General features: G+C 71.6%; 17 protein-coding genes. 2 read left to right on the top strand and 15 right to left on the bottom strand.

The annotated features are described in order from the left end of the window. Positions 1 to 175: 175 nt before the first annotated feature. From ilvC to ABZY45_RS11700, 5 genes are all read right to left on the bottom strand, one after another. Complete coding sequence (ilvC, locus tag ABZY45_RS11720) at positions 176 to 1,177, bottom strand: ketol-acid reductoisomerase (protein WP_356738585.1); 1,002 nt, start codon at positions 1,175 to 1,177, stop codon at positions 176 to 178. A gap of 104 nt (positions 1,178 to 1,281) precedes the next feature. Continuing rightward, positions 1,282 to 1,809, bottom strand: a complete 528-nt coding sequence (ilvN, locus tag ABZY45_RS11715; RefSeq protein WP_103760243.1) for an acetolactate synthase small subunit — start codon at positions 1,807 to 1,809, stop codon at positions 1,282 to 1,284. Between the two features lie 22 nt (positions 1,810 to 1,831). Beyond that, on the bottom strand, positions 1,832 to 3,688 hold the full coding sequence (locus ABZY45_RS11710) for an acetolactate synthase large subunit (RefSeq protein WP_356738582.1): 1,857 nt from the start codon (positions 3,686 to 3,688) through the stop codon (positions 1,832 to 1,834). A 217-nt stretch (positions 3,689 to 3,905) separates the two neighbouring features. Further along, positions 3,906 to 6,734: an EAL domain-containing protein gene (locus tag ABZY45_RS11705; protein WP_356738580.1), complete on the bottom strand. Its 2,829-nt coding sequence runs from the start codon at positions 6,732 to 6,734 to the stop codon at positions 3,906 to 3,908. 258 nt (positions 6,735 to 6,992) lie between these two features. Further along, positions 6,993 to 7,943: a 2-hydroxyacid dehydrogenase gene (locus tag ABZY45_RS11700; protein ID WP_356738578.1), complete on the bottom strand. Its 951-nt coding sequence runs from the start codon at positions 7,941 to 7,943 to the stop codon at positions 6,993 to 6,995. A 94-nt stretch (positions 7,944 to 8,037) separates the two neighbouring features. On the opposite strand from ABZY45_RS11700, the gene ABZY45_RS11695 reads away from it, so the two are divergent. Together ABZY45_RS11695 and ABZY45_RS11690 are read left to right on the top strand one after the other, a co-directional pair. Next, positions 8,038 to 9,030 (top strand): aldo/keto reductase, encoded by a 993-nt coding sequence (locus ABZY45_RS11695; protein ID WP_356738576.1) that lies wholly within the window; start codon positions 8,038 to 8,040, stop codon positions 9,028 to 9,030. 92 nt (positions 9,031 to 9,122) lie between these two features. Continuing rightward, positions 9,123 to 10,304 (top strand): PQQ-dependent sugar dehydrogenase, encoded by a 1,182-nt coding sequence (locus tag ABZY45_RS11690; RefSeq protein ID WP_356738574.1) that lies wholly within the window; start codon positions 9,123 to 9,125, stop codon positions 10,302 to 10,304. Positions 10,305 to 10,413: 109 nt separating this feature from the next. Here ABZY45_RS11690 and ABZY45_RS11685 read toward each other — a convergent pair whose 3' ends face one another. The 10 genes from ABZY45_RS11685 to ABZY45_RS11640 all read right to left on the bottom strand — a co-directional run bounded on the left by ABZY45_RS11685 (position 10,414) and on the right by ABZY45_RS11640 (position 25,451). Continuing rightward, positions 10,414 to 13,458: an AAA family ATPase gene (locus tag ABZY45_RS11685; RefSeq protein ID WP_356738572.1), complete on the bottom strand. Its 3,045-nt coding sequence runs from the start codon at positions 13,456 to 13,458 to the stop codon at positions 10,414 to 10,416. A gap of 50 nt (positions 13,459 to 13,508) precedes the next feature. Next, entirely contained in the window at positions 13,509 to 13,694 is a 186-nt protein-coding gene (locus ABZY45_RS11680; protein ID WP_356738570.1) for a hypothetical protein, read from the bottom strand. Positions 13,695 to 13,855: 161 nt separating this feature from the next. Beyond that, positions 13,856 to 14,521 carry a hypothetical protein gene (locus ABZY45_RS11675; RefSeq protein ID WP_356738568.1) on the bottom strand — a complete coding sequence of 222 codons (666 nt, stop codon included), beginning with the start codon at positions 14,519 to 14,521 and terminating at the stop codon, positions 13,856 to 13,858. Positions 14,522 to 14,644: 123 nt separating this feature from the next. After that, positions 14,645 to 16,864, bottom strand: coding sequence for an MMPL family transporter (locus tag ABZY45_RS11670; protein ID WP_356738566.1), 2,220 nt, complete (start codon positions 16,862 to 16,864; stop codon positions 14,645 to 14,647). A 207-nt stretch (positions 16,865 to 17,071) separates the two neighbouring features. After that, on the bottom strand, positions 17,072 to 19,177 hold the full coding sequence (locus ABZY45_RS11665; RefSeq protein WP_356738564.1) for a phosphocholine-specific phospholipase C: 2,106 nt from the start codon (positions 19,175 to 19,177) through the stop codon (positions 17,072 to 17,074). Between the two features lie 189 nt (positions 19,178 to 19,366). Beyond that, positions 19,367 to 20,875 carry an Asp-tRNA(Asn)/Glu-tRNA(Gln) amidotransferase subunit GatB gene (gene gatB, locus ABZY45_RS11660; protein ID WP_356738562.1) on the bottom strand — a complete coding sequence of 503 codons (1,509 nt, stop codon included), beginning with the start codon at positions 20,873 to 20,875 and terminating at the stop codon, positions 19,367 to 19,369. Between the two features lie 17 nt (positions 20,876 to 20,892). Then, positions 20,893 to 21,135, bottom strand: coding sequence for a hypothetical protein (locus ABZY45_RS11655; RefSeq protein WP_136329351.1), 243 nt, complete (start codon positions 21,133 to 21,135; stop codon positions 20,893 to 20,895). Continuing rightward, entirely contained in the window at positions 21,132 to 22,634 is a 1,503-nt protein-coding gene (gene gatA, locus ABZY45_RS11650; RefSeq protein WP_356738560.1) for an Asp-tRNA(Asn)/Glu-tRNA(Gln) amidotransferase subunit GatA, read from the bottom strand. The genes ABZY45_RS11655 and gatA overlap by 4 nt, the downstream gene beginning before the upstream one ends. A gap of 5 nt (positions 22,635 to 22,639) precedes the next feature. Beyond that, entirely contained in the window at positions 22,640 to 22,936 is a 297-nt protein-coding gene (gene gatC / locus ABZY45_RS11645) for an Asp-tRNA(Asn)/Glu-tRNA(Gln) amidotransferase subunit GatC (RefSeq protein ID WP_014153935.1), read from the bottom strand. 364 nt (positions 22,937 to 23,300) lie between these two features. Then, entirely contained in the window at positions 23,301 to 25,451 is a 2,151-nt protein-coding gene (locus tag ABZY45_RS11640) for a bifunctional diguanylate cyclase/phosphodiesterase (RefSeq protein ID WP_356738557.1), read from the bottom strand. Positions 25,452 to 25,619 lie beyond the last annotated feature (168 nt).

Below are 25,619 nucleotides of genomic sequence, written 5' to 3'. Positions count from 1 at the left end.
GTCATGCGGCCGGGCACATACTGCGCCCCGGTGGAAGGATCACCCGCACGGGGTGGACGGTCTGTACAGACGTACGGCCGCGCTTCGCTGCCACCCACCTCCCCCGCAGTGACACGGGAGTGAGGCCGGCCTGGTGCCGGGGGCGGGTCCGCGCGGACCCGCCCCCGGCGAGAACTCAGGCGTCCTCGTTGTCGACCCAGCTCATGAGCTTGCGGAGCTCCTTGCCGGTGGTCTCCAGCAGGGACTCGCTGTCGGCCTTCTTGTACTCGTTGTACTTGGGCAGACCGTTGTGGTACTCGGCCATCCACGCCTTGGCGAAGGTGCCGTCCTGGATCTCGGCGAGGACCTTCTTCATCTCGGCCTTGGTGGCGTCCGTGATGATGCGCGGGCCGGTGACGTAGTCGCCCCACTCGGCGGTCTCCGAGATGGACCAGCGCATCTTCTCCAGGCCGCCCTCGTACATGAGGTCCACGATGAGCTTCAGCTCGTGGAGGCACTCGAAGTACGCGATCTCCGGCTGGTAGCCGGCCTCGGTCAGGGTCTCGAAACCGGCCTTGACCAGGGCGGCGGTGCCACCGCAGAGGACGGCCTGCTCACCGAACAGGTCGGTCTCGGTCTCCTCGGTGAAGGTGGTCTTGATGACGCCGGCGCGGGTGCCGCCGATGCCCTTCGCGTAGGAGAGCGCGAGCTCCAGGCCCTTGCCCGAGGGGTCCTGCTCGACGGCCACGATGCACGGGACGCCGCGGCCCTCCTCGTACTGACGGCGGACGAGGTGGCCCGGGCCCTTGGGCGCGACCATGCAGACGTCGACGTTGGCCGGCGGCTTGATGAAGTCGAAGCGGATGTTCAGGCCGTGGCCGAAGAACAGCGCGTCGCCGTCCTTGAGGTTGTCCTTGACGGACTCCTCGTAGACCTGGGCCTGGATCGGGTCCGGGACCAGGATCATGATGACGTCGGCCTCGGCTGCCGCCTCGGACGGGGTCACCACGCGCAGGCCCTGCTCCTCGGCCTTGGCCTTGGACTTCGAACCCTCGTGCAGACCGACACGGACGTCGACACCCGAGTCACGCAGCGACAGCGCGTGGGCGTGGCCCTGGCTGCCGTAGCCGAGAACCGCGACCTTGCGGCCCTGGATGATGGACAGGTCGGCATCGTCGTCGTAGAACAGCTCGGCCACTGGGTCTTCTCCTTGGTGTGCAGGTGTTGCGTCCCACCGTACGGCGGGGTGCGTGGGGTACGTTGCCGGGTCTCGCCATACGAGCGGCGAGGGGTCCCTGAGGGTTACGCCGTACGGTCGAGAGCGCGCAGGGAACGGTCGGTGATCGAGCGCGCGCCGCGCCCTATGGCGATGGTGCCGGACTGGACGAGCTCCTTGATGCCGAACTGCTCCAGCATCTTGAGCATGGCCTCCAGTTTGTCGGCCCCCCCGGTCGCCTCGATCGTGACGGCCTCCGGGGAGACGTCCACGGTCTTGGCGCGGAACAGCTGGACGATCTCGACGATCTGGGAGCGGGTCTCGTTGTCTGCGCGGACCTTCACCAGGACGAGCTCCCGCTGGATCGCTGCGGTGGGCTCGAGTTCGACGATCTTCAGGACGTTGACCAGCTTGTTGAGCTGCTTGGTCACCTGCTCCAGGGGCAGGCCCTCGACGTTCACGACAATGGTGATGCGTGAGATGTCGGGATGTTCGGTGGTACCGACCGCGAGCGAGTCGATGTTGAAGCCGCGCCGGGAGAACAGGGCCGTGATCCTGGCGAGGACGCCCGGCTTGTTCTCGACCAGGACGGAGAGCGTGTGCTTGCTGGACATGGAGTCGGTCTCTCTCTGTCTCTCAGTCGTCTTCGTTGTCGCCGAAGTCGGGGCGGACGCCGCGCGCTGCCATGACCTCGTCGTTGGAGGTGCCGGCGGCGACCATCGGCCACACCATGGCGTCCTCGTGGACGATGAAGTCGATGACGACCGGGCGGTCGTTGATCGCGTTGGCCTCGGCGATGACCTTGTCCAGGTCGGCCGGGTCCTCGCAGCGGATCGCGTAACAGCCCATGGCCTCGGACAACTTGACGAAGTCCGGGACGCGGGTGCCCTTGGCGGGGACTCCGTCCGTGTCCGCGCCGGAGTGGAGCACGGTGTTGGAGTACCGCTGGTTGTAGAACAGGGTCTGCCACTGGCGGACCATCCCGAGCGCGCCGTTGTTGATGATCGCGACCTTGATCGGGATGTTGTTGAGCGCGCAGGTGGTGAGTTCCTGGTTGGTCATCTGGAAGCAGCCGTCACCGTCGATGGCCCAGACGGCGCGCTCCGGCATGCCTGCCTTGGCTCCCATGGCCGCCGGGACCGCGTAGCCCATGGTGCCCGCGCCGCCGGAGTTGAGCCAGGTGGCGGGCTGCTCGTACCGGATGAAGTGCGAGGCCCACATCTGGTGCTGGCCGACGCCGGCGGTGAAGATGGTCCCTTCCGGGGCCAGCTCGCCGATGCGCTCGATGACCTGCTGCGGCGAGAGGCTGCCGTCCTCGGGCAGGTCGTAGCCGACCGGGTAGGTCTCGCGCCAGCGGTTGAGGTCCTTCCACCAGGCGCTGTAGTCGCCCGCGTTGCCCTCGGTGTGCTCGGCCTGGACCGCCTGCACGAGGTCGGCGATGACCTCCCGGGCGTCACCGACGATCGGGACGTCGGCGGCACGGTTCTTGCCGATCTCCGCCGGGTCGATGTCCGCGTGGACGATCTTGGCGTACGGCGCGAAGCTGTCCAGCTTGCCGGTGACGCGGTCGTCGAACCTGGCCCCGAGCGCGACGATCAGGTCGGCCTTCTGCAGCGCGGTGACTGCGGTGACCGAACCGTGCATGCCGGGCATTCCCACGTGCAGCGGGTGGCTGTCGGGGAAGGAGCCGAGCGCCATCAGGGTGGTGGTGACGGGCGCTCCGGTGAGCTCTGCCAGGACCTTCAGCTCGGCGGTCGCGCCGGCCTTGATGACGCCGCCGCCGACGTACAGCACCGGGCGCTGGGCCTGGGTGATGAGCTTGGCGGCCTCACGGATCTGCTTGGCGTGCGGCTTGGTGACCGGGCGGTAGCCAGGCAGGTCCATCACCGGCGGCCAGCTGAAGGTGGTCCTCGCCTGGAGCGCGTCCTTGGCGATGTCGACGAGGACGGGGCCCGGGCGGCCGGTGGAGGCGATGTGGAAGGCCTCGGCGATGGTGTGCGGGATGTCCTCGGCGCGGGTGACCAGGAAGTTGTGCTTGGTGATCGGCATGGTGATGCCGCAGATGTCGGCTTCCTGGAAGGCGTCCGTACCGATGGCGGACGAGGCCACCTGGCCGGTGATCGCGACCAGCGGGACCGAGTCCATGGCGGCGTCGGCGATCGGGGTGACCAGGTTGGTCGCACCGGGGCCCGAGGTGACCATGCAGACGCCGACCTTGCCGGTGGCCTGCGCGTAACCGGTGGCGGCGTGCCCGGCGCCCTGCTCGTGGCGGACCAGGATGTGGCGGACCCGGGTGGAGTCCATCAGCGGGTCGTACGCCGGGAGGATGCAGCCGCCGGGGAGCCCGAATACGGTGTCGGCGCCGACTTCCTCGAGAGAACGGATGAGGGACTGCGCGCCCGTGAGGTGCTCAACGGAGGCGGAGGACGGTCCGCCGTTACGGGCCCGCGGCTGCGGGTGCTGGGCCCCGGTGGCCTGCTCGGTCATCGGCATTCTCTTCTCGAAGCTGAGGGTTTATGCGGTGTGTTTGTGGGGTTTTGAGAGGTCCCGGTGCAACAAAAAACCCCTCGTGCCGTGAGGCAAGCGAGGGGAGCGCGCCGGTGCGGTCTGCAAGGTGTCCATGAGTGACCCTGCTTCAGCCGACGCGCTTTCCAAGTACGAGAATTCGGGTGCGCATGGCATTGACCCTCTCTCCGGCACGCGTGCGGTGTCAAGTGGGTGGGACGGGAGTCTCATCATGTGAGCGGCTCTGGAGCGGGATCGAGCCGCCCGCGAGCACCGGCTGAGCGGTCGGCCCGATGCCCGGGACGGGGTACTTCCCGCGGATCAGGGTGCGTCGCAGCCGGTACTCGTCCAACGGCCCGTTGAAGGCCATCCCCTGGCCGTGCGTGCACCCCATGGCCCGCAGGGCGCGCACCTGCTCGGGTACGTCGACCCCGTCGGCCACGGACTGCATGCCGAGATCCCCTGCGATGCGCAGCAGACCACTGGTGATCTTGTGCAGTCTCGCGGACTCCACGACGCCCTCCACCAGGCACCGGTCGAGCTTCAGTACGTCGATGGGCAGCCGGCGCAGCGCGTTGACGGCGGCGTACCCGCTGCCGAAGCCGTCGAGTGCGATCCGTACACCGAGGCGCCTCAGCGCGACCAGCCGCTGTTCCAGCTCGTCGAAGGAGATCCGGGGGTCGCTGTCGGCCACCTCGATCATCAGCGCGCCCGAGGGCAGCCCGTACCGCGTCAGCAGCGCCTCCACGGAACCGGGGGGCAGGGTCCGGTCCAGGAGTCTGGCGGCCGACACCCGCACGGAGACGGAGACGGGATGCCCGGCCCTGGCCCGGTCGGCCGCCTGCTCCACGGCTTCCTCCAGGAGCCAGCTGCCCAGCTCCGCGGCGCGGTCGCCGCCCTCGGACACGCGGAGGAATTCGGCGGGGGTGAACAGGAGCCCCTGGGTGGAGCGCCAGCGCGCCTGTGCGGAGACGGCCGCGACCGTGCCGCTGGCCAGATGGACCACGGGCTGGTGGAGCAGCGCGAATTCGCCCTCGCGGAGCGCGGTGCGGAGCCGGGCCGCGAGCTCCGAGCGGCGCACGACGTCGGCCTGCATCTGGGGGGCGTACAGCTCGACGCGGTCCTTGCCGCCCGCCTTCGCGCGGTACATGGCGAGGTCTGCGTTGCGCATGAGGTCCTTGGGTGTGATGGAGGGCTCCGCGAAGGCGACCCCGATGGAGGCGGCCACCCGCACCTCTCCCGTGCCGATCCGGTACGGCTGGGAGAGCTTGAGACGCAGCCGGTCGGCGATCTCGTGGACCTGGTACTCCCGGGCGGCCTGGTCGCGGGTGCCGTCGCCGACGATGAGCGCGGCGAACTCGTCGCCCCCGAGGCGCGCGGCGGTGTCCGAGGCCCGTACGGATTCCTGGAGGCGCCGGGCGGCCTGGACGAGGAGTTCGTCGCCCGCCTGGTGGCCGATGGAGTCGTTGACCGCCTTGAAGCCGTCGAGGTCGATGAAGAGCACGGCGGTGCCCGGGTCCCCGGCCCGGCGTCCGCCGAGCGCCTGTCCCACCCGAGCGGTGAAGAGGGCGCGGTTGGGCAGGTCGGTGAGGGGGTCGTGCTCGGCGTTGTGCTGGAGCTGCGCCTGCAGTCTGACCCGCTCGGTCACATCACGGCTGTTGAGGAGGAGGCCGCCCTGGTGGCGGTTGACGGTGGACTCCACGTGCAGCCAGTCACCGGTGCCCGAGCCGAAGCGGCACTCGATGCGGGTGGTCGGCTCCTCGCGGGGGGAGGCGGCGAGGAAGCGCCGCAGCTCGTGGACGACTCCCCCGAGATCCTCGGGATGGATGATCGACGACAGCTCCGTCCCGATCAGGTCCTCGGCGTCCCGGCGGTAGACACCCGCCGCCGCGGGGCTGACGTAGCGCAGGACGCCGTTGGGCTCAGCGATCATGATGACGTCGCTCGAACCCTGGACCAGGGAGCGGAAGTGGTTCTCCTTCTGGGCCAGTTCCTGGGTGAGCGAGATGTTGTCGAGCAGCATGATGGCCTGCCGGACGACCAGGGCGAGGGCGACCGTGCAGCCGGTGAGGACGACGACCCCGTCGATCCTGCGGCCCTCCACCACGTTGTACAGGATTCCTAGCGTGCAGACCGCGGCGGCCAGGTAGGGCGTGAGCGCGGCGAGGGACCCGGCGATGGGGCGGCTGGCGGGCGGCGTCCGGGCGTCGGACTCGACAGCGTTGTCCTCGCCGCGCCTGGCGGCCCAGGGGGCGTACGCGAGGAGCAGCGAACCGGCGAACCAGCCCGCGTCCAGGAGTTGGCCCGACTGGTACGCCGAGCGGAGCAGCGGGGCGGTGAACAGGGCGTCGCACAGCACGGTCAGGGCCAGACCGGCGATCGCGGTGTTCACCGAGGAGCGGTTCGCGCTGAACCGCCTGAAGTGCAGGGCGAGGACCATGGACACCAGCACGATGTCGAGGAGCGGGTAGGCCAGCGAGAGCGCAGCCCTGGCCACGCTCACTCCCGCCGCGTTGGCGACGTGGGCGGTGTGGGCGAGCGCGAGGCTCCAGGAGAGCGTCAGCAGGGAGCCGCCGATCAGCCAGGCGTCCAGCACCAGGCAGACCCATCCGGCCCTGGTCACAGGACGTTTGGCGAGGACGAGCAGCCCGACGATGGCGGGCGGGGCGAAGCAGAGGAAGAACAGGTCCGCGAGGGACGGGGTGGGCACGGAGCGGCCCAGCACCACCTCGTACCACCCCCAGACCGCGTTGCCTCCGGCAGCCATGGCCGAGGAGAGCGAGAAGAGGAACCAGGCGGGCCGGAACCGGATGCCGCCGGCGCGGGCGTAAAGGAAGCAGGACACCGCGGCGATCAGCGCGGCGACGCTGAGGCCGAAGTCGCCCATGAAGAGCGCGAGTTCGGGTGAGCCCCAACCGAAGGCCGCACCCACCGCGTATCCGGCGCAGACCGCGGCGAGGGCGAGCCGGGAACGCAGCCCCGCACTCTGTCCGGTGGCCGCCCGCCCGGAGAGCAGGGCCCCGGGGGCGCTCACCGGAGAGCTCCACGAGCCGGTCCCGGCACCACCGGCCGCTCTCGCGCGCCCTGCCCGCTCGTCCCGTCTCTCCATCGGCCGCACATCGCCCGTCGCCCCCTCGCGTTCCTCTGCCGCCCCGGCGCCGCCCCTTCCACGGCACTGCCCTCATGTGGACGATACACCAGAGCCGTCACTCAGGGACATAGCTTCTCTACTCTCCGTGACGACCTGCCGTGTTGCCGGTACGGAGAGCTGCTGATCCGGTTCACAGCGTGTTCAGCCGGTGGTGAGGACGAGGTTCGCGACCGGCTCCCCCGCGGCGAACCGGGTGAGCTGTCCGGCCAGCAGACGCTTGGCCCGGGGCAGGAACGCGGATGTGCTGCCGCCCACATGCGGACTGATCAGCGTGTGGGGAGCATGCCAGAGCGGGTGACCGGCGGGCAGCGGTTCCGGATCGGTCACGTCCAGCGCGGCACGCAGCCGCCCGGACTCGAGCTCCGGCAACAGGGCGTCGGTGTCCACGACGGAGCCCCTCGCGACGTTCACGAGCAGGGCGCCGTCCTTCATCGCGGCGAGGAAACCGGAGCCCACCAGCCCTTGTGTGGACGGGTTCAGCGGGGTGGACAGGATGACGATGTCGGCCTCGGGCAGCAGTGCGGGCAATGCGTCGATGGCGTGGACGGGGCCGCGCGCAGTGGTACGTGCGGAGCGTGCGACGCGTACCACCCGCGCGCACTCGAAGGGTTCGAGCCGGTCCTCGATGGCCGAGCCGATCGATCCGTAGCCCACGACGAGAACGGACTTGTCGGCGAGGGCCGGATAGAAGCCGGAGCGCCACTCCTCCTTGTCCTGGCCCTCCACGAAGCCGGGGATGCCCCGGAGCGAGGCGAGGATCAGCGCGAGGGTGAGCTCCGCGGTCGATGCCTCGTGCACGCCCTTGGCGTTGCACAGCCGCACCCCGGCGGGCAGGAGGGAGAGCCCCGGCTCCACGTGGTCGATGCCGGCGGAGAGGGTCTGGACGACCTGGACGGCGCCCATCTCGCCGAGCGGCCGGACCGCGACGTCGGCGCCCTTCATGTACGGAACGACGTAGAAGGCGCAGCCGGACGGGTCCGCGGGGTAGTCCCGGCCGCCGTCCCAGAACCTGTAGTTGAGACCCTCGGGGAGTCCGTCGATGTCCTCGGCCGCGAACGGCATCCATACGTCGGTGGCAGGTGTGGAAGTCATGGTCAGGAGGCTATGCGAAGGGTCAGGAGCGGCAGAGGCTAGTTTGGGGTGCTGGTGGGCCTGTGATCATGGGGCCGAGGGAGGGTTCGGGGAGTTGGAGCGCAGGACTATCGGTGCGGCGGCGCTCGCCGTGGGTGCGGTCGGGCTGGGCTGTATGCCGATGAGCTGGGCCTACAGCACGTCGCAGCAGCGCGGTGACCGTTCGGTGCGCACGGTGCACGCCGCACTGGACGCGGGCGTCCAACTGCTCGACACCGCCGACATGTACGGCCCCTTCACCAACGAACTCCTCGTCGGGCGGGCGCTCAAGGGCCGCCGCTCCGAGGCGTTCCTCTCCACCAAGTGCGGTCTGCTGGTGGGTGACCAGCACATCGTGGCCAACGGGCGCCCTGGCTATGTGCGCCGGGCCTGCGACGCGTCGCTGCGGCGGCTGCAGACCGATGTGATCGATCTCTACCAGCTGCACAGGGCGGATCCCGAGGTCCCGGTCGAGGAGACCTGGGGTGCGATGGCGGACCTGGTGACCGCCGGCAAGGTGCGGGCGCTCGGGCTCTGTGCGGTGGGCGCGCGTGCCGGCCGCGGCCGGGGAGCGCGGATGCACGACGCGACCGTCCGGCAGCTGGAGCGGGTGCAGCAGGTCTTTCCGGTGAGCGCGGTCCAGGCGGAGCTCTCCGTGTGGTCGCCGCAGGCGCTGGAGGACCTGCTGCCGTGGTGCGCGGCCCGGGGTGTGGGGGTACTGGCCGCGATGCCGCTGGGCAACGGCTATCTGACGGGGACGCTCAAACCGGGCCAGGGCTTCGAGCCGGACGACCCGCGGGCCAGGCATCCCCGCTTCACGGCGGAGATGATGGCGGCCAACCAGCCGGTCGTGGTGGGGCTGCGGCGGATCGCGGAGCGGCACGGCGCCACCCCCGCGCAGGTGGCCCTCGCGTGGGTCCTGCGGCAGGGCCGCCATGTGGTGCCCGTACCCGGCGCGAAGCACGAGCGGTGGGCCGTGGAGAACGCGCAGGCGGCGCGGCTGACGCTGACCGACGCGGACCTGGCCGAGATCGCCGCACTGCCACCGGCCCGCGGGTCGTGGGACTGACCCGTGGCGGGGCAATTGGCGAGATCGGGAACTCCGGGCGGATCGGCGGGGTAAGAACAGTAGTCGTGCGACCGTCGAAAGGATTCGGTGCTGTGCAAACTCCCGTGCTGCGCAAGGGGGTGGTGGCCCTGCTCGCCTCGGCCTCCCTCCTGCTGTCCGCCTGCTCGTCCGACGACGGCGGCGCGACGGACGAGAGTTCCGCCCCGTCCGCGGCGGGCACCGCGTCCTCCCCCGCGGTATCCGCGAGCCCTTCGGCGGACCTCGCTCCGGCCAAGGGCTCGGTCGAGGTGGTGAAGACGCTCACGGACGGTCTCGCCTCCCCTTGGGGCCTGGCGGCGCTGCCCGGGGGTGATCTGCTGGTCGGCTCACGTGACGAGGCGACGATCACCCTGGTCGACGGGGAGAGCGGCAAGAAGACGCTGCTCGGGTCGGTGCCGGGGGTCTCCCCCGCGAGCGAGGGCGGTCTGCTCGGACTCGCGGTCGCCCCGACGTTCGGCGCGGACCATCTGATCTACGCGTACTTCACGACCGAGTCCGACAACCGCGTCGCGCGCCTGCTGTACGACGAGAGCAAGCCCGCCGGGCAGCGGCTGGGCGCGCCGGACACCATCCTGCGCGGGATCCCCAAGGGCGCGGTGCACAACGGCGGGCGCATCGCCTTCGGGCCCGACCGCATGCTGTACGTCGGCACGGGTGAGACGGGGGACACCGGACTCGCCCAGGACAAGGAGTCCCTGGCGGGCAAGATCCTGCGGATGACGCCCGACGGGGAACCCGTACACGGCAATCCCGAGGCCGACTCGGTGGTGTACACCTACGGGCACCGCAATGTGCAGGGCCTGGCCTGGGACCGCCAGAAGCAGCTCTGGGCAGCCGAGTTCGGCCAGGACACCTGGGACGAGCTGAACCGCGTCGAGCCCGGGAGGAACTACGGCTGGCCCGAGGCCGAGGGCCGGCAGGGCACGTCCGGCTTCGTCGACCCCGTGGCCCAGTGGAAGACGTCGGAGGCGTCGCCGAGCGGCATCGCGTACGCCGAGGGGTCGGTCTGGATGGCGGGCCTGCGAGGCGAGCGGCTCTGGCGGATCCCGCTGTCGGGCGAGGCGGACAGGAAACCCCTGGCGGCGCCTCAGGCGTTCCTGAAGGGGAAGTACGGCCGGCTTCGTACGGTGCTCGCGGCCGGGGGCGACACCCTGTGGCTGGTCACGAGCAACACGGACGGCCGGGGCGCCCCGAAGGCGGGCGACGACCGGATCCTGCTCCTGAAGGTGCGGTAGCGGCTCACCGGGGAGGTGCGCCGGCGGGGGCACCGGCACGAGACCGGAGTGCGCCCGGAACCGCGCCCGCGGGGAGCCGTGGGCCTGTCGAGCCCGGGCCGGCCCGGGCTCAGCTCGGCGCGTACAGCCGGAGGCGGTGGGCCAGGGCCGCCGCCTCCCCGCGGCTGGAGACGCTCAGCTTGGCCAGGATGTTGGAGACGTGCACGCTCGCGGTCTTGGGCGAGATGTACAGCTCCTCCGCTATCCGGCGGTTGGTGTAACCCGCGGCGACCAGCTGGTGCACCTCCTGCTCCCGTGAGGTCAGCCCGAAGGACCCGATGGCGTCCACGGCCGGGCCGGGCTCGGACGCCTCGTCCTGTGCCGCCTCTTCGCCCGCCCCCGCCAGCGCGACGCGGGCCCGGCCGGCCAGCAGTTCGATGCTCTCGGCGAGCGGTCGCGCCCCGAGGTGTGACGCCACCGTGTGGGCCGCGCGCAGGAGGTGCGCCGCCGGAGCCCGGTCGCCGGACGCGACGAGGATCGCCTCGGCCCAGCGGTGGCGGACCTGGGCCAGCTCGTAGGGCCGCTGGAGCGGGGCGAACGCCTCGGCGGCCCGGCGCCAGTGGTCCGGGGTGTCCACGCCCTCCGCACGGGCGAGTTCCGCCTCGACCAGCACTCCGTAGGCGGTCCATACGGGCACGAGTGTGGGCAGCTGCTTGAGGTGGCGGCGGACGCGCTCCAGGATCGCGGGGCGGCCGGCCTCCATGGCGGGCAGCCCTCGCGCGTCGGCCTCGATCGAGGCGACGGCGTGCAGGAGCGGCAGGGAGTACCGCTGGGTGCCCGGCGGCAGGCCGGTCTCGGACTGCGCCTCGAACGCGGCCCGGGCGTCGAACAGCCGGCCCTGGTGGGCGGCGAGGATCACCGCGTGCCGGACCGGGCTGATCAGGTGCTGCGGCTGCGGGTCGTGGAGGCCGAGATGGCGGCGGTTCAGGGCGAGCTGCTCCTCCGCCTCCTCGAAGTCCCCCCGGGCCAGGGCGAGATCCGTACGCCGGGAGGCGACGAGCCCGCTCGCCTTGCGGGAGCGGGCCAGCGGGGCCGCGGCGTCGACGGCCGACCGGCTCTCCTCCCAGCGGCCCAGCGAGAAGTAGGACTGGGCCTGGTTGGCCCGCACCCAGGCCTCGGAGTCCGGCAGTCCGTGGCTGTGACAGATGTCGATGCCGTGATCGGCCGCCGTCACCGCCTCCTGGGAACGGCCGGTGGATTCGAGCGAAGAGGGCAGGTTGATGCTGGCCCGGCTCATCACCCCCACCAGGTGCAGTTCCTCCGCGCGGTCCCGCACGCCGTACATCTCCGCGAGGCCCTCCTCGACACCGCCCGCGTCGATCGTGAGCCAGCCGCGGGTGAGCCGGGCCTGGAGCTCGATGGACTCCTCGCCGACCAGCTGGGCGTATTCGACGGCGCGGTCGGCGGCGGTCAGCGTCTCCGGTCCGGGTCTGTGCAGGGCGCCCCAGCTCGCCGCGGCGGCCAGGACCTCGGCGTGCACCGCGGAGGGCTGCATCCCGCGCACCAGGTCCTGGGCGGTGGCGAGCTCCTGCCAGCCGTCGCCCCTGGAGAGGCTCTGCATCAGGGTGGAGCGCTGCACCCAGAACCACGCGGCGCGCAGCGGCTCCGTCTCCGTGCTCAGGATCCGCAGGGCCTTCTTCGCCAGGGCCAGGGCCCGTTCGCGGTCGCCGCCGAAGCGGGCGGCCACCGCCGCCTCGGCCATCAGGTCGAGGTAGCGCAGCGGACTCGTCCCGTGATCTCCGGCGCAGCCCGGGTAGACCTCGGCGTGGTCGAGGGGGCGCAGGGTGGCGCGTACCTCGTCGGGGACGTCGTCCCAGAGTTCCATCGCCCGGTCCAGCAGGCGCAGTTGCTCGGAGTAGGCGTATCGGCGCCTCGCCGCGACGGCCGCCTGGAGCACGGCGGGGAGCGCCTTGGCGGGGTCATGTGCCGCGTACCAGTAGCTCGCGAGGCGTGCGGCGCGCTCGTCGGCGCGCACGAGAGACGGATCGGCCTCGAGGGCTTCGGCGTAGCGGCGGTTGAGGCGGGTGCGTTCGCCGGGCAGCAGGTCGTCGCTGACGGCCTCGCGGACCAGGGAGTGCCGGAAGCGGTAGCCGTCGGTGTCGGGCGCGGGCAGCAGCAGGTTGGCGCCGACGGCGGCGCGCAGCGCCTCGTCGAGCTCGTCCTCGTCGAGTCCCGCCACGGCGGCGAGGAGCGGGTGTTCGACCGTGGAGCCGCCCTCGGCGAGGGTGCGGGCGATCCGCTGGGCGTGTTCGGGAAGCGCCTCGACGCGTACGAGCAGGAGGTCGCGCAGCGAGTCGGAGAGGCCGGAGCTGTCGCCGCCGCAGCACTCCATGCTGCGGGCGAGTTCCTCGACGAAGAAGGCGTTGCCGTCGGAGCGGTCGAAGATGTCGTCGACCAGCGCCGCGTCGGGGAGCACCGCGAGGATGCCGGTGAGCTGGCGGCCGACCTCCGCGCGGCTGAACCGGTCGAGCTCGATGCGGCGGACCGTGCGGAGCCGGTCCAGCTCGGCCAGGAGCGGGCGCAGGGGGTGACGGCGGTGGACGTCGTCGGCGCGGTACGTGGCGATGACGACGAGCCGGCCGCTGCGGAGGGTCCGGAAGAGGTAGGCGAGCAGATGGCGTGTGGAGGCGTCGGCCCAGTGGAGGTCCTCCAGGACGAGGACGACCGTGCGGGTGGCGGAGACCCGCTCCAGCAGCCGGGCGGTGAGCTCGAAGAGACGGGCGGTGCCGTGCTCGTCGTTCGCCGCCCGCTCGGCCTCGCCCAACTCGGGCAGCAGCCGCGCGAGTTCGCCCTCCTGGCCGGCCAGGGCCTCGGTCAGTTCCTCCGGCAGCGCCCGGCGCAGGGCCCGGAGAGCGGTGGCGAACGGAGCGAAGGGCAGGCCGTCGGCCCCGATCTCCACACAGCCGCCGACGGCCACCACCGCCTCCCGGCGGCAGGCCGCGTCGAGGAACTCCTCGACCAGCCGGGTCTTGCCGACCCCAGCCTCGCCGCCGACGAGCAGCGCCTGCGGCTCGCCCGCGCCGGCGCGGGCCAGCGTGTCGGTGAGCGCGGCCAGTTCGGCGGCCCGGCCGACGAATACGGGGCTGACGGTGTTGGTCTCCACATCGCCGAGCATCGCATATGCGTACGACGCGCCGGAGACCGTTTTCTGCCGCGCGGCCATCGCTACGCGGCGTGGACGAAGCTGCCCCGCTCCCTGCCCACCTGCCCTCCGGTCTCGTCCGGCCCGGAACGCCGGGCCGATCGCCGGGCGGCCCGGCGGGCGAGCACGGCCTGGCGGACGGTGCGCTGCTCGTCGGCGCGGCGGATCAGCTCGGCGACGTTGAGCTGGTGGAGCTCGTACTCGTACATGTTCTTCTCCCTGGTGCGGAACGCGGTGGGGGCACGGCTTCTGCCGTGCCCCCACTCTCGTCCGCCAGGGGGTGCCGCCACATCGGGCGACTGCCGCATCTCTGCGGCCGGGGGGCCTTAGGCCCGGGTGACGGATGCCTTAGGTACCTGCCGACGGGGACTCAGCCGGCGGTGGCGGAGGGCAGGGCGAGGAAGAGGTCGAAGTACATGCCTACGGAGATCAGTACGCCGAGCACACCGAGTGCGACGCCCGCCCGGCCGACGGAACGGACCCAGCCGGCCTGCGGGCGTTCGGAGGGTGCGCCGAACGCGGGGCGGACCAGGACGAAGACGCCGATGAGCAGGGCGAGGAGGGCGAAGACGCCGTTGACGAGCGCCGTGCTGTGCCAGGCGTCACCGTAGATCTCGGAGATCTGCTGGGCGGCGCTCCCGCCGCCCGACGTCTTGATCTGGCCCATCAGGGTCTCGCGTTCGGCGGCCACCCGGCCGGTCCACGCTCCGGAGAGGGAGACGACACCCAGCCCGGCGGCCGCGACGGCCGCGGCGCCGGTGCCCGCTCCCGCGGCTGCAACGGCCTCCGCCTCGGCGTACGGGTCGGGCTCGAGCTCGGCCTCCGGGCCGTCCTCGGCGGCGGCGTCCGTGGCGGCGACGTCCATCTCGGTCACGTCCGCCGCGGTCAGGCCCGGCGCGACCCCGTCCGGCACAGCGTCCTCCGCGGGACCTGCCTGCTTCGTGATGTCCGGTGCGGCGGCGGTCCCGGCCGCCGCCTTCTTCTCCTCGGTGTCGTCGGTGGTCGCGGTGGAGGGAGTGGTGTTCATGCGCCGCACGCTAGGGGCCCCGTATGAGAGCCTCCTTAACGCCGGACGTCCCCGTCCCTCGCTCCACGCCGCTCGGGGGCCGGTACGGTCCAGATCGCCTCGTCGTGCCGAGCCGCGGCGTCCCGCGACGTGTCAGTGGACGCGCCGCCCGACGGGCCGGTCCGGGCTGCCGGTGCGCTCCTGGGGGATTTCCGCATGCGTCAGCGGACGGTCCGGCGGCTCGATGCTGATGCGGGGAAGGAGCCGGTCGATGCGGGTCGGCAGCCACCAGTTCGCACCTCCGAGCAGGTGCATCAGGGCCGGCACGAGCAGGGTGCGCAGGACGAACGCGTCGAGCGCGACGGCGGCGGCCAGCGCGATGCCGAACATCGCGATGACCCGGTCGCCGCTGAGCACGAACGCGAGGAAGACCGAGATCATGATCACGGCCGCCGAGTTGATCACCCGGCCGGTCTCGGCGAGGCCCACCCGCACGGACCTGCGGTTGTCCCCGGTCTCGAGCCATTCCTCGTACATCCGGCCGACGAGGAAGACCTGGTAGTCCATCGACAGCCCGAAGAGTACGGAGACCATGATCACCGGGAGGAAGGGCTCGATGGGTCCGGCGCTGCCGAGCCCGAGGAGCTCGCTCCCCCATCCCCACTGGAAGACCGCGACGACGACGCCGAACGAGGCCGCCACCGCCGCCACGTTCATCACGGCGGCCTTGAGCGGTACGGCGAGCGAGCGGAACGCCACCAGCAGGAGGAGGCAGCCGAGTGCGACGACCACCCCCACGAAGAGGGGCAGCTTGCCGATGATGATGTCGGCGAAGTCGTCGTGACCAGCCGTCACGCCGCCCACGTGGGTCCGGAGCGAGGTGGTCTCCTCCGTATGCGGCAGGACGTCGTCCCGCAGCCGGTCCACGAGTTCGCTGGTCCGCTGCGACTGCGGGGCGGACTCGGGGACGACGGTGACGAACGCGGTGTCCCCTGCGGCGTTGTACGTCACCGGGGACACCGACGCGACGCCGTCGGTCTCCCGGAGTACGGCGGGCAGACCGTCCAGGGCGAGCCGGTCGTCGGCCCCGTCCAGCCGGGCGGCTATCGTCAGCGGGCCGTTGACGCCGGGGCCGAACCCGTCGGCCAGCAGGTCGTAGGCCTGCCGGGTGGTGGCCGTGGCCGGGTTGTTGCCCTGGTCGGAGGTCCCCAGGTGCAGCCCGAGGGTGGGCAGCGCGAGCACCGACATGACGGCGGCCGCGACCACTCCGAGCGGCTTGGGGTGCCGCTCGACGAACGCGGACCACCGGACGGCGAAGCCGGTGGCCTGTTCGGGCCTCGGTCCGTGCGCGGCGAGCCGGTCGCGTTCGCGCCGGCCGAGCGCCCGCATGCCGATGAGGGAGAGCAGCGCGGGCAGCAGTGTCACGGAGGCGGCGACGGTCAGCACCACGGTGAGGGAGGCAGCGATCGCGACACCGTTGAGGAAGCCGAGGCGCAGCACCAGCATGCCCAGCAGGGCGACGCAGACGGTGGCTCCCGCGAAGACGACGGCCCGCCCGGTGGTCGCGACGGCGTTCTGCGCCGCTTCGGTCACGGACAGGCCGCGCCGCAGGCCCCGCCGGTGCCGGGTGACGATGAAGAGCGCGTAGTCGATGCCGACGCCGAGCCCGATGAGCATGCCCAGCATGGGGGCGAAGTCGGCGACGGTCATGACATGGCCGAGCAGCACGATGCCCGCGTAGGCCGTGCCGACGGAGACGAGAGCGGTGGCGATGGGCAGCAGACTGGCCGCGACCGAGCCGAAGGCGAGGAAGAGCACGACGCCGGCGACGATCACACCGACTGCCTCGCCCAGGTGGAGGGAGGGCGTTTCGGTCAGTGCGACGGCGGCCCCGCCGAGCTCCACCTGGAGCCCTTCCGTCTCCTCGGCGCGGGCGGTGTCGACGACGGCCTGGGCCTGCTCCGGCGGGATCCGGTCCGCCCGGTGGTCGAAGGTGACCGTGGCGTACGCGGTGTGCCCGTCCGCGCTGATCTGCCCCTGGCCCGACGCCCCGTAGGGGCCGGTGACGTCACCGACGCCGGGCAGCGATCCGATCCTGTGGAGCGTCTCGGTCATGGTCCGCTCGACGTCCGTGGCGTGGACGGTGGAGCCGGAGGTGTGCCAGACGACGGTTGCGGTGTCGCCGCCGAGGTCTTCGAAGCCTGACTCCAGGAGCTCGCCCGCCCGGCCCGATTCGGTGCCGGGCACCTCGTAGTCGTCGGAGTACGAGGTGCCCGCGAGCCCCGCCGCGGTGGCCGCGCCACCGAGGGCGAACAGCCAGATGAGGACGGCGGCGAGGCGGTGCCTGAGGCACCAGCGTGCGATGGCGGCCAACGGACGTGCTCCTGAGCGCTGGTGGAGACTTGTCCGGCATTGGCGTGACAACGACGAGGAAAGCCTCACATGACCTGAACCGTCACTCTGACAGCCGGAGGTGATCAACGGCACCGTTCGTGGCCATGGTCACACCGGTGGTCCTCAGGTCCCGCCCCTCGCCCTGTCCGCCGCCCTCCCCCTCACTCGCCCGGCCGGGGGAAGCGTTCAGCCGGAGACGCTGGCCCTGCCGTTCTCCATGTGCCCCATGAGCCGGCGCCGGAAGGAGCTCTCCTCGTCGGCTGTCACCAGGAGGTCGTACCAGCCGTGGGCGTCGGCCGCCGAATGCACCAGCGTGCGGCTGCGCCCCGGCTTGACCTTGACCGTCCGTCGCCAGTCCCGCAGGTCGTCCTCGTCGACGTACCCGAGCGGGCGCACGGTGTACGTCAGCGTCCGGCTGCCGTCGTTGCGCAGGGTGACGTGCAGGTCCCTCTCGCGGGCGTCGATGCGCGTGGACACCCCGGCGGCTCCGTCGGCCGCCCCCGCGAACTCCCGCCGGAAGCCGTTCGGGCCGGTGACCGTGAAGCGGTACCCCTCACCGGTCGACGGCACCTGCCACCGGGCCGTCCCCCTGACGTCCAGGTGCTGCGGAGCGGGGAACTCGTTCGCGTAGGGGTAGAGCGTGAAGTGCGCCGAGGACCGTCCGGAGTTACTGAGGGCCACCACCAGGCCGGAGCCCTCCCGCTCGGCCTGGGCGTCGGGCTGGTACGGCAGGGGCCTGGCCGGGCGGGTGCCCGGTTCCTGCACGGGCATGTGCTGGACGGCCGGAGGCTTCGGCCGCCAGCGTCCGCCGAACGGCGGAATCGCGGCGGGGCGCTCCGTCTCCGGCTGCCGCCGCGCCCGCGTGAAGTCGAAAGCCGAGGTGAGGTCACCGGTGATCCTGCGCCGCCACGCGCCGATGTTCGGCTCCTCCACCCCGGTCCAGCGTTCCAGGAGGCGGATGACGGAGGTGTGGTCGAAGACCTCGGAGCAGACGTATCCGCCGACGGACCACGGCGAGACGACCAGCAGGGGCACCCGCACCCCGAGCCCCGTGGGCCTGCCCTGCCAGTGCTCCTCGGTCACCTCTGCGGGGGCGACGGGCGGCGGCACGTGGTCGAAGAAGCCGTCGTTCTCGTCGTAGTTGATGAGGACGACGGTGCGCCGCCACACGTCGGGATGCCGGCCCAGCGCGTCGAGGATCTTGTAGACGACCGTCGCGCTGTGCACCGGCGAGGAGACGCTCGGATGCTCGGAGTCCACCGCCGAGGGCACCAGGTAGGAGACCTCGGGCAGCGTCCCGGCGGCGACGTCCCGGGCGAACTCGTCGGCGAGCGTGCCGGTGGGGACTCTGCGCAGCCCTCGTTCGAACAGACTGCGCTCGGCCGTCGTCAGAGTGGCGACGCCCTCGTCGAGGAGGGCCAGCAGCCGTTCCCGCTCGCCGGCCGTGTCCGCGTCGCGCACGGTGGCGTAGAAGGACTCCATGTAGGTGTGCCCGGTCCGCGTCAGCGCCTTGCGGGCGAGGGCCTTGAAGGTGGAGAAGAACTCGATCTGGTTGTCGGTGAAGTTCTCCCACTCCGTGTACGTCCTCCAGCTGCGCCCGGCCTTCTCCAGCCGCTCGGCGTACGTGCCCCAGTCGTAGCCGGGGTGGGAGCCCTCGTCGTACGCGTCGTTCCCCACGGCCCGCCTGCCGTCGGCCTCGTAGCCGGTCCGGCCGCTCCACAGGTGGTTGCGGTTCGGGCTGGTGGAGGTGTGGATCGAGGAGTGGTAGGCGTCGCAGACCGTGAACGTGTCGGCGAGCTCGTAGTGCAGCGGGATGTCACCCCGGTCGTAGTACGCCATGGTCGCGGCCGTCTTGGCGGTGACCCATCCGTTCATCCAGCCGCCGGCCCAGGCCCTGGCGCCGCCGTTCCAGGAGTGGTCGAGGTCGCCTATGTACTGCAGGTCCTGCTGCTGCGCCTCCGCCGCCCCGCGCACCGGGAACGGCAGGACCGTCGTGCCCAGGGGGCCCGGCTGCTCGAAGACGGGCTTGCCGGAGGGGAGTTCGATCGCGTTCCGGTCACCGAAACCGCGCACCCCGCGGAGCATGCCGAAGTAGTGGTCGAACGAACGGTTCTCCTGCATCAGGATCACCACGTGCTCGATCGCGTCCAGACCCCCGTGACCGGACCTGTCCGCGGGCTGCGCGGCGATCGCCGCCTGGAGCGACGGGGGCAGGAACGATCCCGCCGCGGCGGTGCCGAGTGCGCCGCCGCCGAGCGCGAAGAGCCGCCGTCGTGACATGTCCGTGGTCAATTGAGCCTCCCGGTTCCGTATCTAAGGCGGGAAGCTAGTCACGCCGGATGGCGGCGGGAAGTCGGCGGCACGGCCCGGCGGTGAACGTCCCGGCGCCTCTTTCGGGCGAGCCGTGGCGCACACACGCGAGAGGGGGCGGGGAAACCGCGTCGCGGTTTCCCCGCCCCCTCTCGCGGAGCGTGGCGTGGATCAGCCTTCGACGCCGAGCTTCTCCAGGATCAGCTCGCGCACGCGCGCCGCGTCCGCCTGACCTCGGGTCGCCTTCATGACCGCGCCGACCAGGGCGCCCGCGGCGGCGACCTTGCCGCCACGGATCTTGTCGGCGATCGCGGCGTTGGCCGCGATGGCCTCGTCGACCGCCGTGCCCAGCGCGCCTTCGTCCGAGACGACCTTCAGTCCGCGCTTCTCGACGACGGTGTCCGGGTCGCCCTCGCCCGCGAGGACACCCTCGAGGACCTGGCGGGCCAGCTTGTCGTTGAGGTCGCCGGACGCGACGAGCTCGGCCACGCGGGCGACCTGCGCCGGGGTGACGGGCAGCTCGTCCAGGCTGCGGCCGGTCTCGTTGGCGTTACGGGCGAGCTCGCCCATCCACCACTTGCGTGCCTGGTCGGAGGGGGCGCCCGCCTCCGTCGTGGCGACGATCAGGTCGACCGCACCCGCGTTGAGGATGGACTGCATGTCGTGCTCGCTGACACCCCACTCCTCCTTCAGCCGCTTGCGGCGCAGCCGGGGCAGTTCGGGAAGCCCCTTGCGGAGCTCCTCGACCCACTCGCGGGACGGGGCGACCGGCACCAGGTCCGGCTCCGGGAAGTAGCGGTAGTCCTCGGCGTTGTCCTTGATGCGGCCGGCCGTGGTGGAGCCGTCCTCCTCGTGGAAGTGCCGGGTCTCCTGCACGATCGTCCCGCCGGAGTTCAGTACCGCCGCGTGACGCTGGATCTCGAATCGCGCGGCGCGCTCGACGGAGCGCAGCGAGTTGACGTTCTTCGTCTCCGAGCGGGTGCCGAAGGTCTCGGTGCCGTTGGGGCGCAGCGACAGGTTCACGTCGCAGCGCATCTGGCCCATCTCCATCCGGGCCTCGGACACGCCGAGCGCCTTGATGAGCTCGCGGAGCTCGGCGACGTACGCCTTGGCGACCTCGGGGGCCCGTGCGCCCGCTCCCTCGATCGGCTTGGTGACGATCTCGATGAGCGGAATGCCCGCGCGGTTGTAGTCCAGCAGCGAGTGGGAGGCGCCGTGGATACGGCCGGTGGCACCGCCGACGTGTGTCGACTTGCCGGTGTCCTCCTCCATGTGCGCGCGCTCGATCTGCACACGGAAGATCTCGCCGTCCTCCAGCTGGACGTCCAGATAGCCGTTGTAGGCGATCGGCTCGTCGTACTGAGAGGTCTGGAAGTTCTTCGGCATGTCCGGATAGAAGTAGTTCTTCCGGGCGAAGCGGCACCACTCGGCGATCTCGCAGTTCAGCGCGAGCCCGATCTTGATGGCGGACTCGACGCCGATCTCGTTGACGACCGGCAGCGCGCCCGGCAGCCCGAGGCAGACCGGGCAGGTCTGCGAGTTGGCGTCCTGCTTGAGCTCGGTCGAGCAGCCGCAGAACATCTTCGTCTTGGTGCCGAGCTCCACATGGACCTCGAGGCCCATGACGGGGTCGTACGCCGCGAGGGCGTCCTCGTACGACTCCAGGTCGATGACAGTCACGTTGAAAACTTTCCCTCTCAGCCCAGCAGGACGTCGTCGTCGCCGAGACGCTTGAGCTCGCGGTAGAGGATCGCGAGTCCGGTCACGATCGCGGCGGCGGATACGGCGGCGTCGATGAGCCGCAGCGTGTCGTTGTCCTGGCGGGCCATCCTCGCCTGCTTGACGACGCTGAGCGCGCCGAAGGCCGTGGTGCCCAGGGACACGTACACGCCGGACTTGGACTTCTTGAAGTTCTTGGCCTTCTTAGCCATGGCGCTCATAGCGACGGAGCCTCCTCGAGCAGCGGGTGTCCCCACTTTTCCACGAAAGCGGCCTCGACGGCTGCTCCGACCTTGTACAGACGGTCGTCCTTCATGGCGGGCGCGATGATCTGCAGCCCCACCGGCAGGCCGTCCTCCGGGGCCAGGCCGCAGGGCAGCGACATGGCGGAATTGCCGGCGAGGTTGGTCGGAATGGTGCACAGGTCCGCGAGGTACATCGCCATGGGGTCGTCGGCGCGCTCGCCGATCGGGAAGGCGGTGGTGGGCGTCGTCGGCGAGACGATCACGTCCACCTGCTCGAACGCCTTCTCGAAGTCCTGGGTGATGAGGGTGCGGACCTTCTGCGCCGAGCCGTAGTACGCGTCGTAGTAGCCGGAGCTCAGCGCGTACGTACCGAGGATGATGCGGCGCTTGACCTCGTCGCCGAAGCCGGCCTCACGGGTGAGGGCGGTGACGTCCTCGGCGGAGCGCGTGCCGTCGTCGCCGACGCGCAGCCCGTAGCGCATGGCGTCGAACCGCGCCAGGTTGGAGGAGCACTCCGACGGGGCGATCAGGTAGTACGCCGAAAGAGCGAGGTCGAAGGACGGGCAGTCCAGCTCGACGATCGTGGCGCCGAGCGACTTCAGCAGCTCGACCGACTCGTTGAATCGCTGGACGACACCGGCCTGGTAGCCCTCGCCCGCGAACTGCTTGACGACACCGACGCGCATGCCCTGGACCGAGCCGTTGCGCGCGGCCTCGACGACCGGCGGGACCGGTGCGTCGATCGACGTCGAGTCCAGCGGGTCGTGTCCGCCGATGACCTCGTGCAGCAGGGCCGCGTCCAGGACCGTACGGGCGCAGGGGCCGCCCTGGTCGAGGGAGGACGAGAAAGCGACCATGCCGTAGCGGGAGACCCCGCCGTAGGTGGGCTTGACGCCGACGGTGCCGGTGACGGCGGCGGGCTGGCGGATGGAGCCGCCGGTGTCCGTGCCGATGGCGAGCGGTGCCTCGAAGGACGCGAGCGCGGCGGAGGAGCCGCCTCCGGAGCCGCCCGGGATACGGGTGAGGTCCCAGGGGTTACCGGTCGGGCCGTAGGCGCTGTTCTCGGTGGAGGACCCCATGGCGAACTCGTCCATGTTGGTCTTGCCGAGGATGACGACGTCGGCGGCCCGCAGCTTCTTGGTGAGGGTCGCGTCGTACGGCGGGACCCAGCCCTCGAGGATCTTCGAGCCGACGGTGGTCGGCATGTCCCGCGTGGTGAAGATGTCCTTGAGCGCGAGCGGGACGCCGGCCAGCGGGCCGAGCTTCTCGCCCGCCTCACGCTTGGCGTCGACGGCGCGGGCCTGCGCGAGCGCGCCCTCCCGGTCGATGTGCAGGAAGGCGTGGACCTTCTCGTCGATGGCGTCGATCCGGGCCAGGTGGGCCTCGGTGACCTCGACGGCCGTCAGCTCGCCGGAGGCGATCTTCGCGGCGATCTGGGCCGCGGTGAGCTTGATGATGGTGCTGATGTCCGTCATGGCTGTTAGTCCTCCCCCAGGATCTGCGGCACCTTGAAACGCTGCTGCTCCTGGGCCGGGGCGCCGGAGAGCGCCTGCTCGGGGGTGAGCGACGGACGGACCTCGTCCGCCCGCATGACGTTGGTCAGCGGCAGCGGGTGGGAGGTCGGCGGTACGTCTTGGTCGGCGACCTCGGAGACGCGGGCGACCGCGCCGATGATGTCGTCGAGCTGACCGGCGAAGTGTTCGAGCTCTTCGCCCTTCAGCTCCAGACGCGCCAGCCGGGCGAGGTGGGCGACCTCCTCGCGCGTGATGCCAGGCATGCAGCGATCCTCAGGGGTTGGTGTGTGGTTTTGGCTGGGGGTCGGTGGCACATTTCCACCGTCCGTCCGGAGGACGGGCCGCGCGGCGTATGGTGCGTGCGATCGCAAGGCGCCGGAGCGCCCTCGTGGCGGAGCCACGTGGGCGTTTCGGCAACGCGGCGAGCGTGCGTGCCAGGCGTCGCGCGGCAGGTGGAAATGTGCCACCGACCCCCAATCCTATGGGGTCGCGGCACAGTGCCCCGCCTGCTGTCCCACCCACGGCGTCACAATCCCGGTCCGGCCGCGCCGGGCCCGCCGGGCGGCTGCGGACAAAACGGCCGGCGGAAGGCTCCCGGTCACCCGCCGCTCCCCCGAAAGCCCCCGGTCAGGCGGTCGCCGGACCGGACACCGTCCGGCCTGCCGGCCGCTGCTGCTCCGCCTCGGGCTGCGCCGCCACCGCCGCGTCGGCCGCCGCCCGCAGCTCCGCCGGGCGCCGCCAGCCGTGCTCGCCGCGCGCCCGCAGCCATGCCGTCGTCTCCTGGGGCGGCATCGCGGCGGCCACGAGCCATCCCTGCACGGCGTCGCAGCGCAGATCGCGCAGCCGCTCCCAGGTCTCGTCGTCCTCGACGCCCTCCGCCACGACCAGCAGCCCGAGCGAGTGGGCCAGGTCGATGGTGCAGCGGACGATCTCCGCGTCCTCGTTGTCGACGGCCAGCCGTGCCACGAAGGACCGGTCGATCTTGAGCTCGCTGACCGGCAGCTTCCGCAGGTGGACGAGGGAGGAGTAGCCGGTGCCGAAGTCGTCGAGCGACATCTTCACCCCGTGGCCCGTCAGCCCGGCCAGGGTGTCGGCCGCCCGCTGCGGGTCCTCCAGCAGGACGTGCTCGGTTATCTCCAGTTGCAGGGCCCCGGCCGGGACGCCGTGCCGGGCGAGCCGGGCGGCGACACTGCCCGCGAAGCCGGGGGTGTGGACGTCGCGCGGCGAGACGTTGACGGCGACGGGCACGTACAGCCCCTGCGCGCGCCACCGGGCGACCTGGGCCAGCGCGGTCTCCAGGACGTATTCGGTGAGGTGGGGCATCAGCCCGGAGGATTCCGCGATCGCGATGAACTCGTCCGGGGGGACCCGGCCTCGCTCGGGATGCACCCAGCGTACGAGCGCTTCGAGGCCCGCCACCTGGCCGTCGAAGCGGACCTTGGGCTGGTAGTGGAGCTCGACCTCGCGGGCGTCGAGCGCGCGGCGCAGATCGCCCAGCAGGCCCAGCCGGTCCGGGGTGTTGCTGTCCCGCTTGGACTCGTACACCTCCACGCCCGTACGGTCCCGCTTGGCCTGGTACATGGCCACGTCCGCCCGCCTGAGCAGCCCTTCGGCGTCCAGCGCGTGGTCGGGGTGGACGGCGACCCCGGCGCTCGCCTCCAGCACCAGGGTGAGCCCGTCGAGGTCGAGGGGCGAGGAGAGTTCGGCGACCAGGTGGCGGGCGATGCGCTGGGCGCTGGTGGTCGAGTCCGCCGTGGGGAGCAGTACGGCGAACTCGTCGCCGCCGAGCCGTGCGGCCTCCGCGCCGCGCGGCAGGGCCAGCCGGAGCCGCTCCGCTATCTGGAGCAGGAGCCGGTCCCCGGCGAGATGGCCGAGGGTGTCGTTGACGGCACGGAAGCGGTCGAGGTCGATGAGGACGAGGGCGGACCGGCTGCCGGTGCTCGCCGCCTCCTCCAGCGCCGTCCACGTCCGCTCCAGGAGCCACTGGCGGTTGGGCAGCCCGGTCAACGGGTCCCGCAGCTGCTCCTCGGCCCGCGCGCGGGCGATCCAGAGCGTGGAGTCCAGGGCGATGAGCGGGACGGCGAAGAGCGGCAGCAGCACCGGCATGGCCGAGGCCACCACGCAGATCAGCGGTGCGATGCCCAGAAGGGCGACCGCGACGAGGCCCTGGCGCAGCAGCGCGGTGCGGGCGATCGTCGGCAGCCCGCCCGTCTGTGACGCGTGGGCGTACCAGAGCAGGACGCGGGTGACGAGGAGATACGCCCCGGCGGCGAGCAGCACCTCCGGAACGGCGTCGATGCCCCAGTGCAGGGGCCGCCACGGGGTCTCGACGCTCGGTACCTCGCCGAAGGCGGAGAGGACCAGCGCGGCGGCCCCGATGCCGAGTATGTCCACCGCGCCGTGCAACAGCCCCTGCCACCAGCGGTGGCGTCGCGCCGTACCGACGAGCACGACGACGACCAGGCTCACGAGGCCCGCGGCCACCCAGCCGTAGAGCAGCAGGACGGCGAGTGTCAGGGCTGCGCCCGAGCCCGTGCCGCCCCACCACCGGTCGCGCCCGAGGGCGACCAGATGGCCCACGATGACGCCCGTGAGCAGGGCGAGCGACCAGCCCGCCGTGCCGTCGGGGAAGAGGGCGTGGCCGTCGCGGACCGTGCGGTAGAAACCGGTCGCGAGCTGCACCGCGGCGACCGCCACGACGACGGCGCCCACTCTCGACGTGAGGCCCACGAAACCCTGCAGCCGCGACACCGGTGCGGCGCTCTCGGTCGGTTCCATTCCGTCCCTCTCACAGCCGGCGGTGCCGATGCCCCACGGTGGCCCCCGCTCCCATGCCACCACGGCCCGAATCCCACCACACGGCCGGGCACGTCAGGTGCTCGTTCAACAGTAGGCCGCCGAGGGCCCGCGCGGGCAGCGCTCTGCCGCTCTTGCCCGAATGCGGAC

It is taken from the genome of Streptomyces sp. NPDC006516 (assembly GCF_040611875.1).
Taxonomy (GTDB): Bacteria; Actinomycetota; Actinomycetes; order Streptomycetales; family Streptomycetaceae; genus Streptomyces.
Note: the sequence above shows the minus strand (reverse complement) of the source record. Positions and strands in the feature narration are given on the sequence as shown.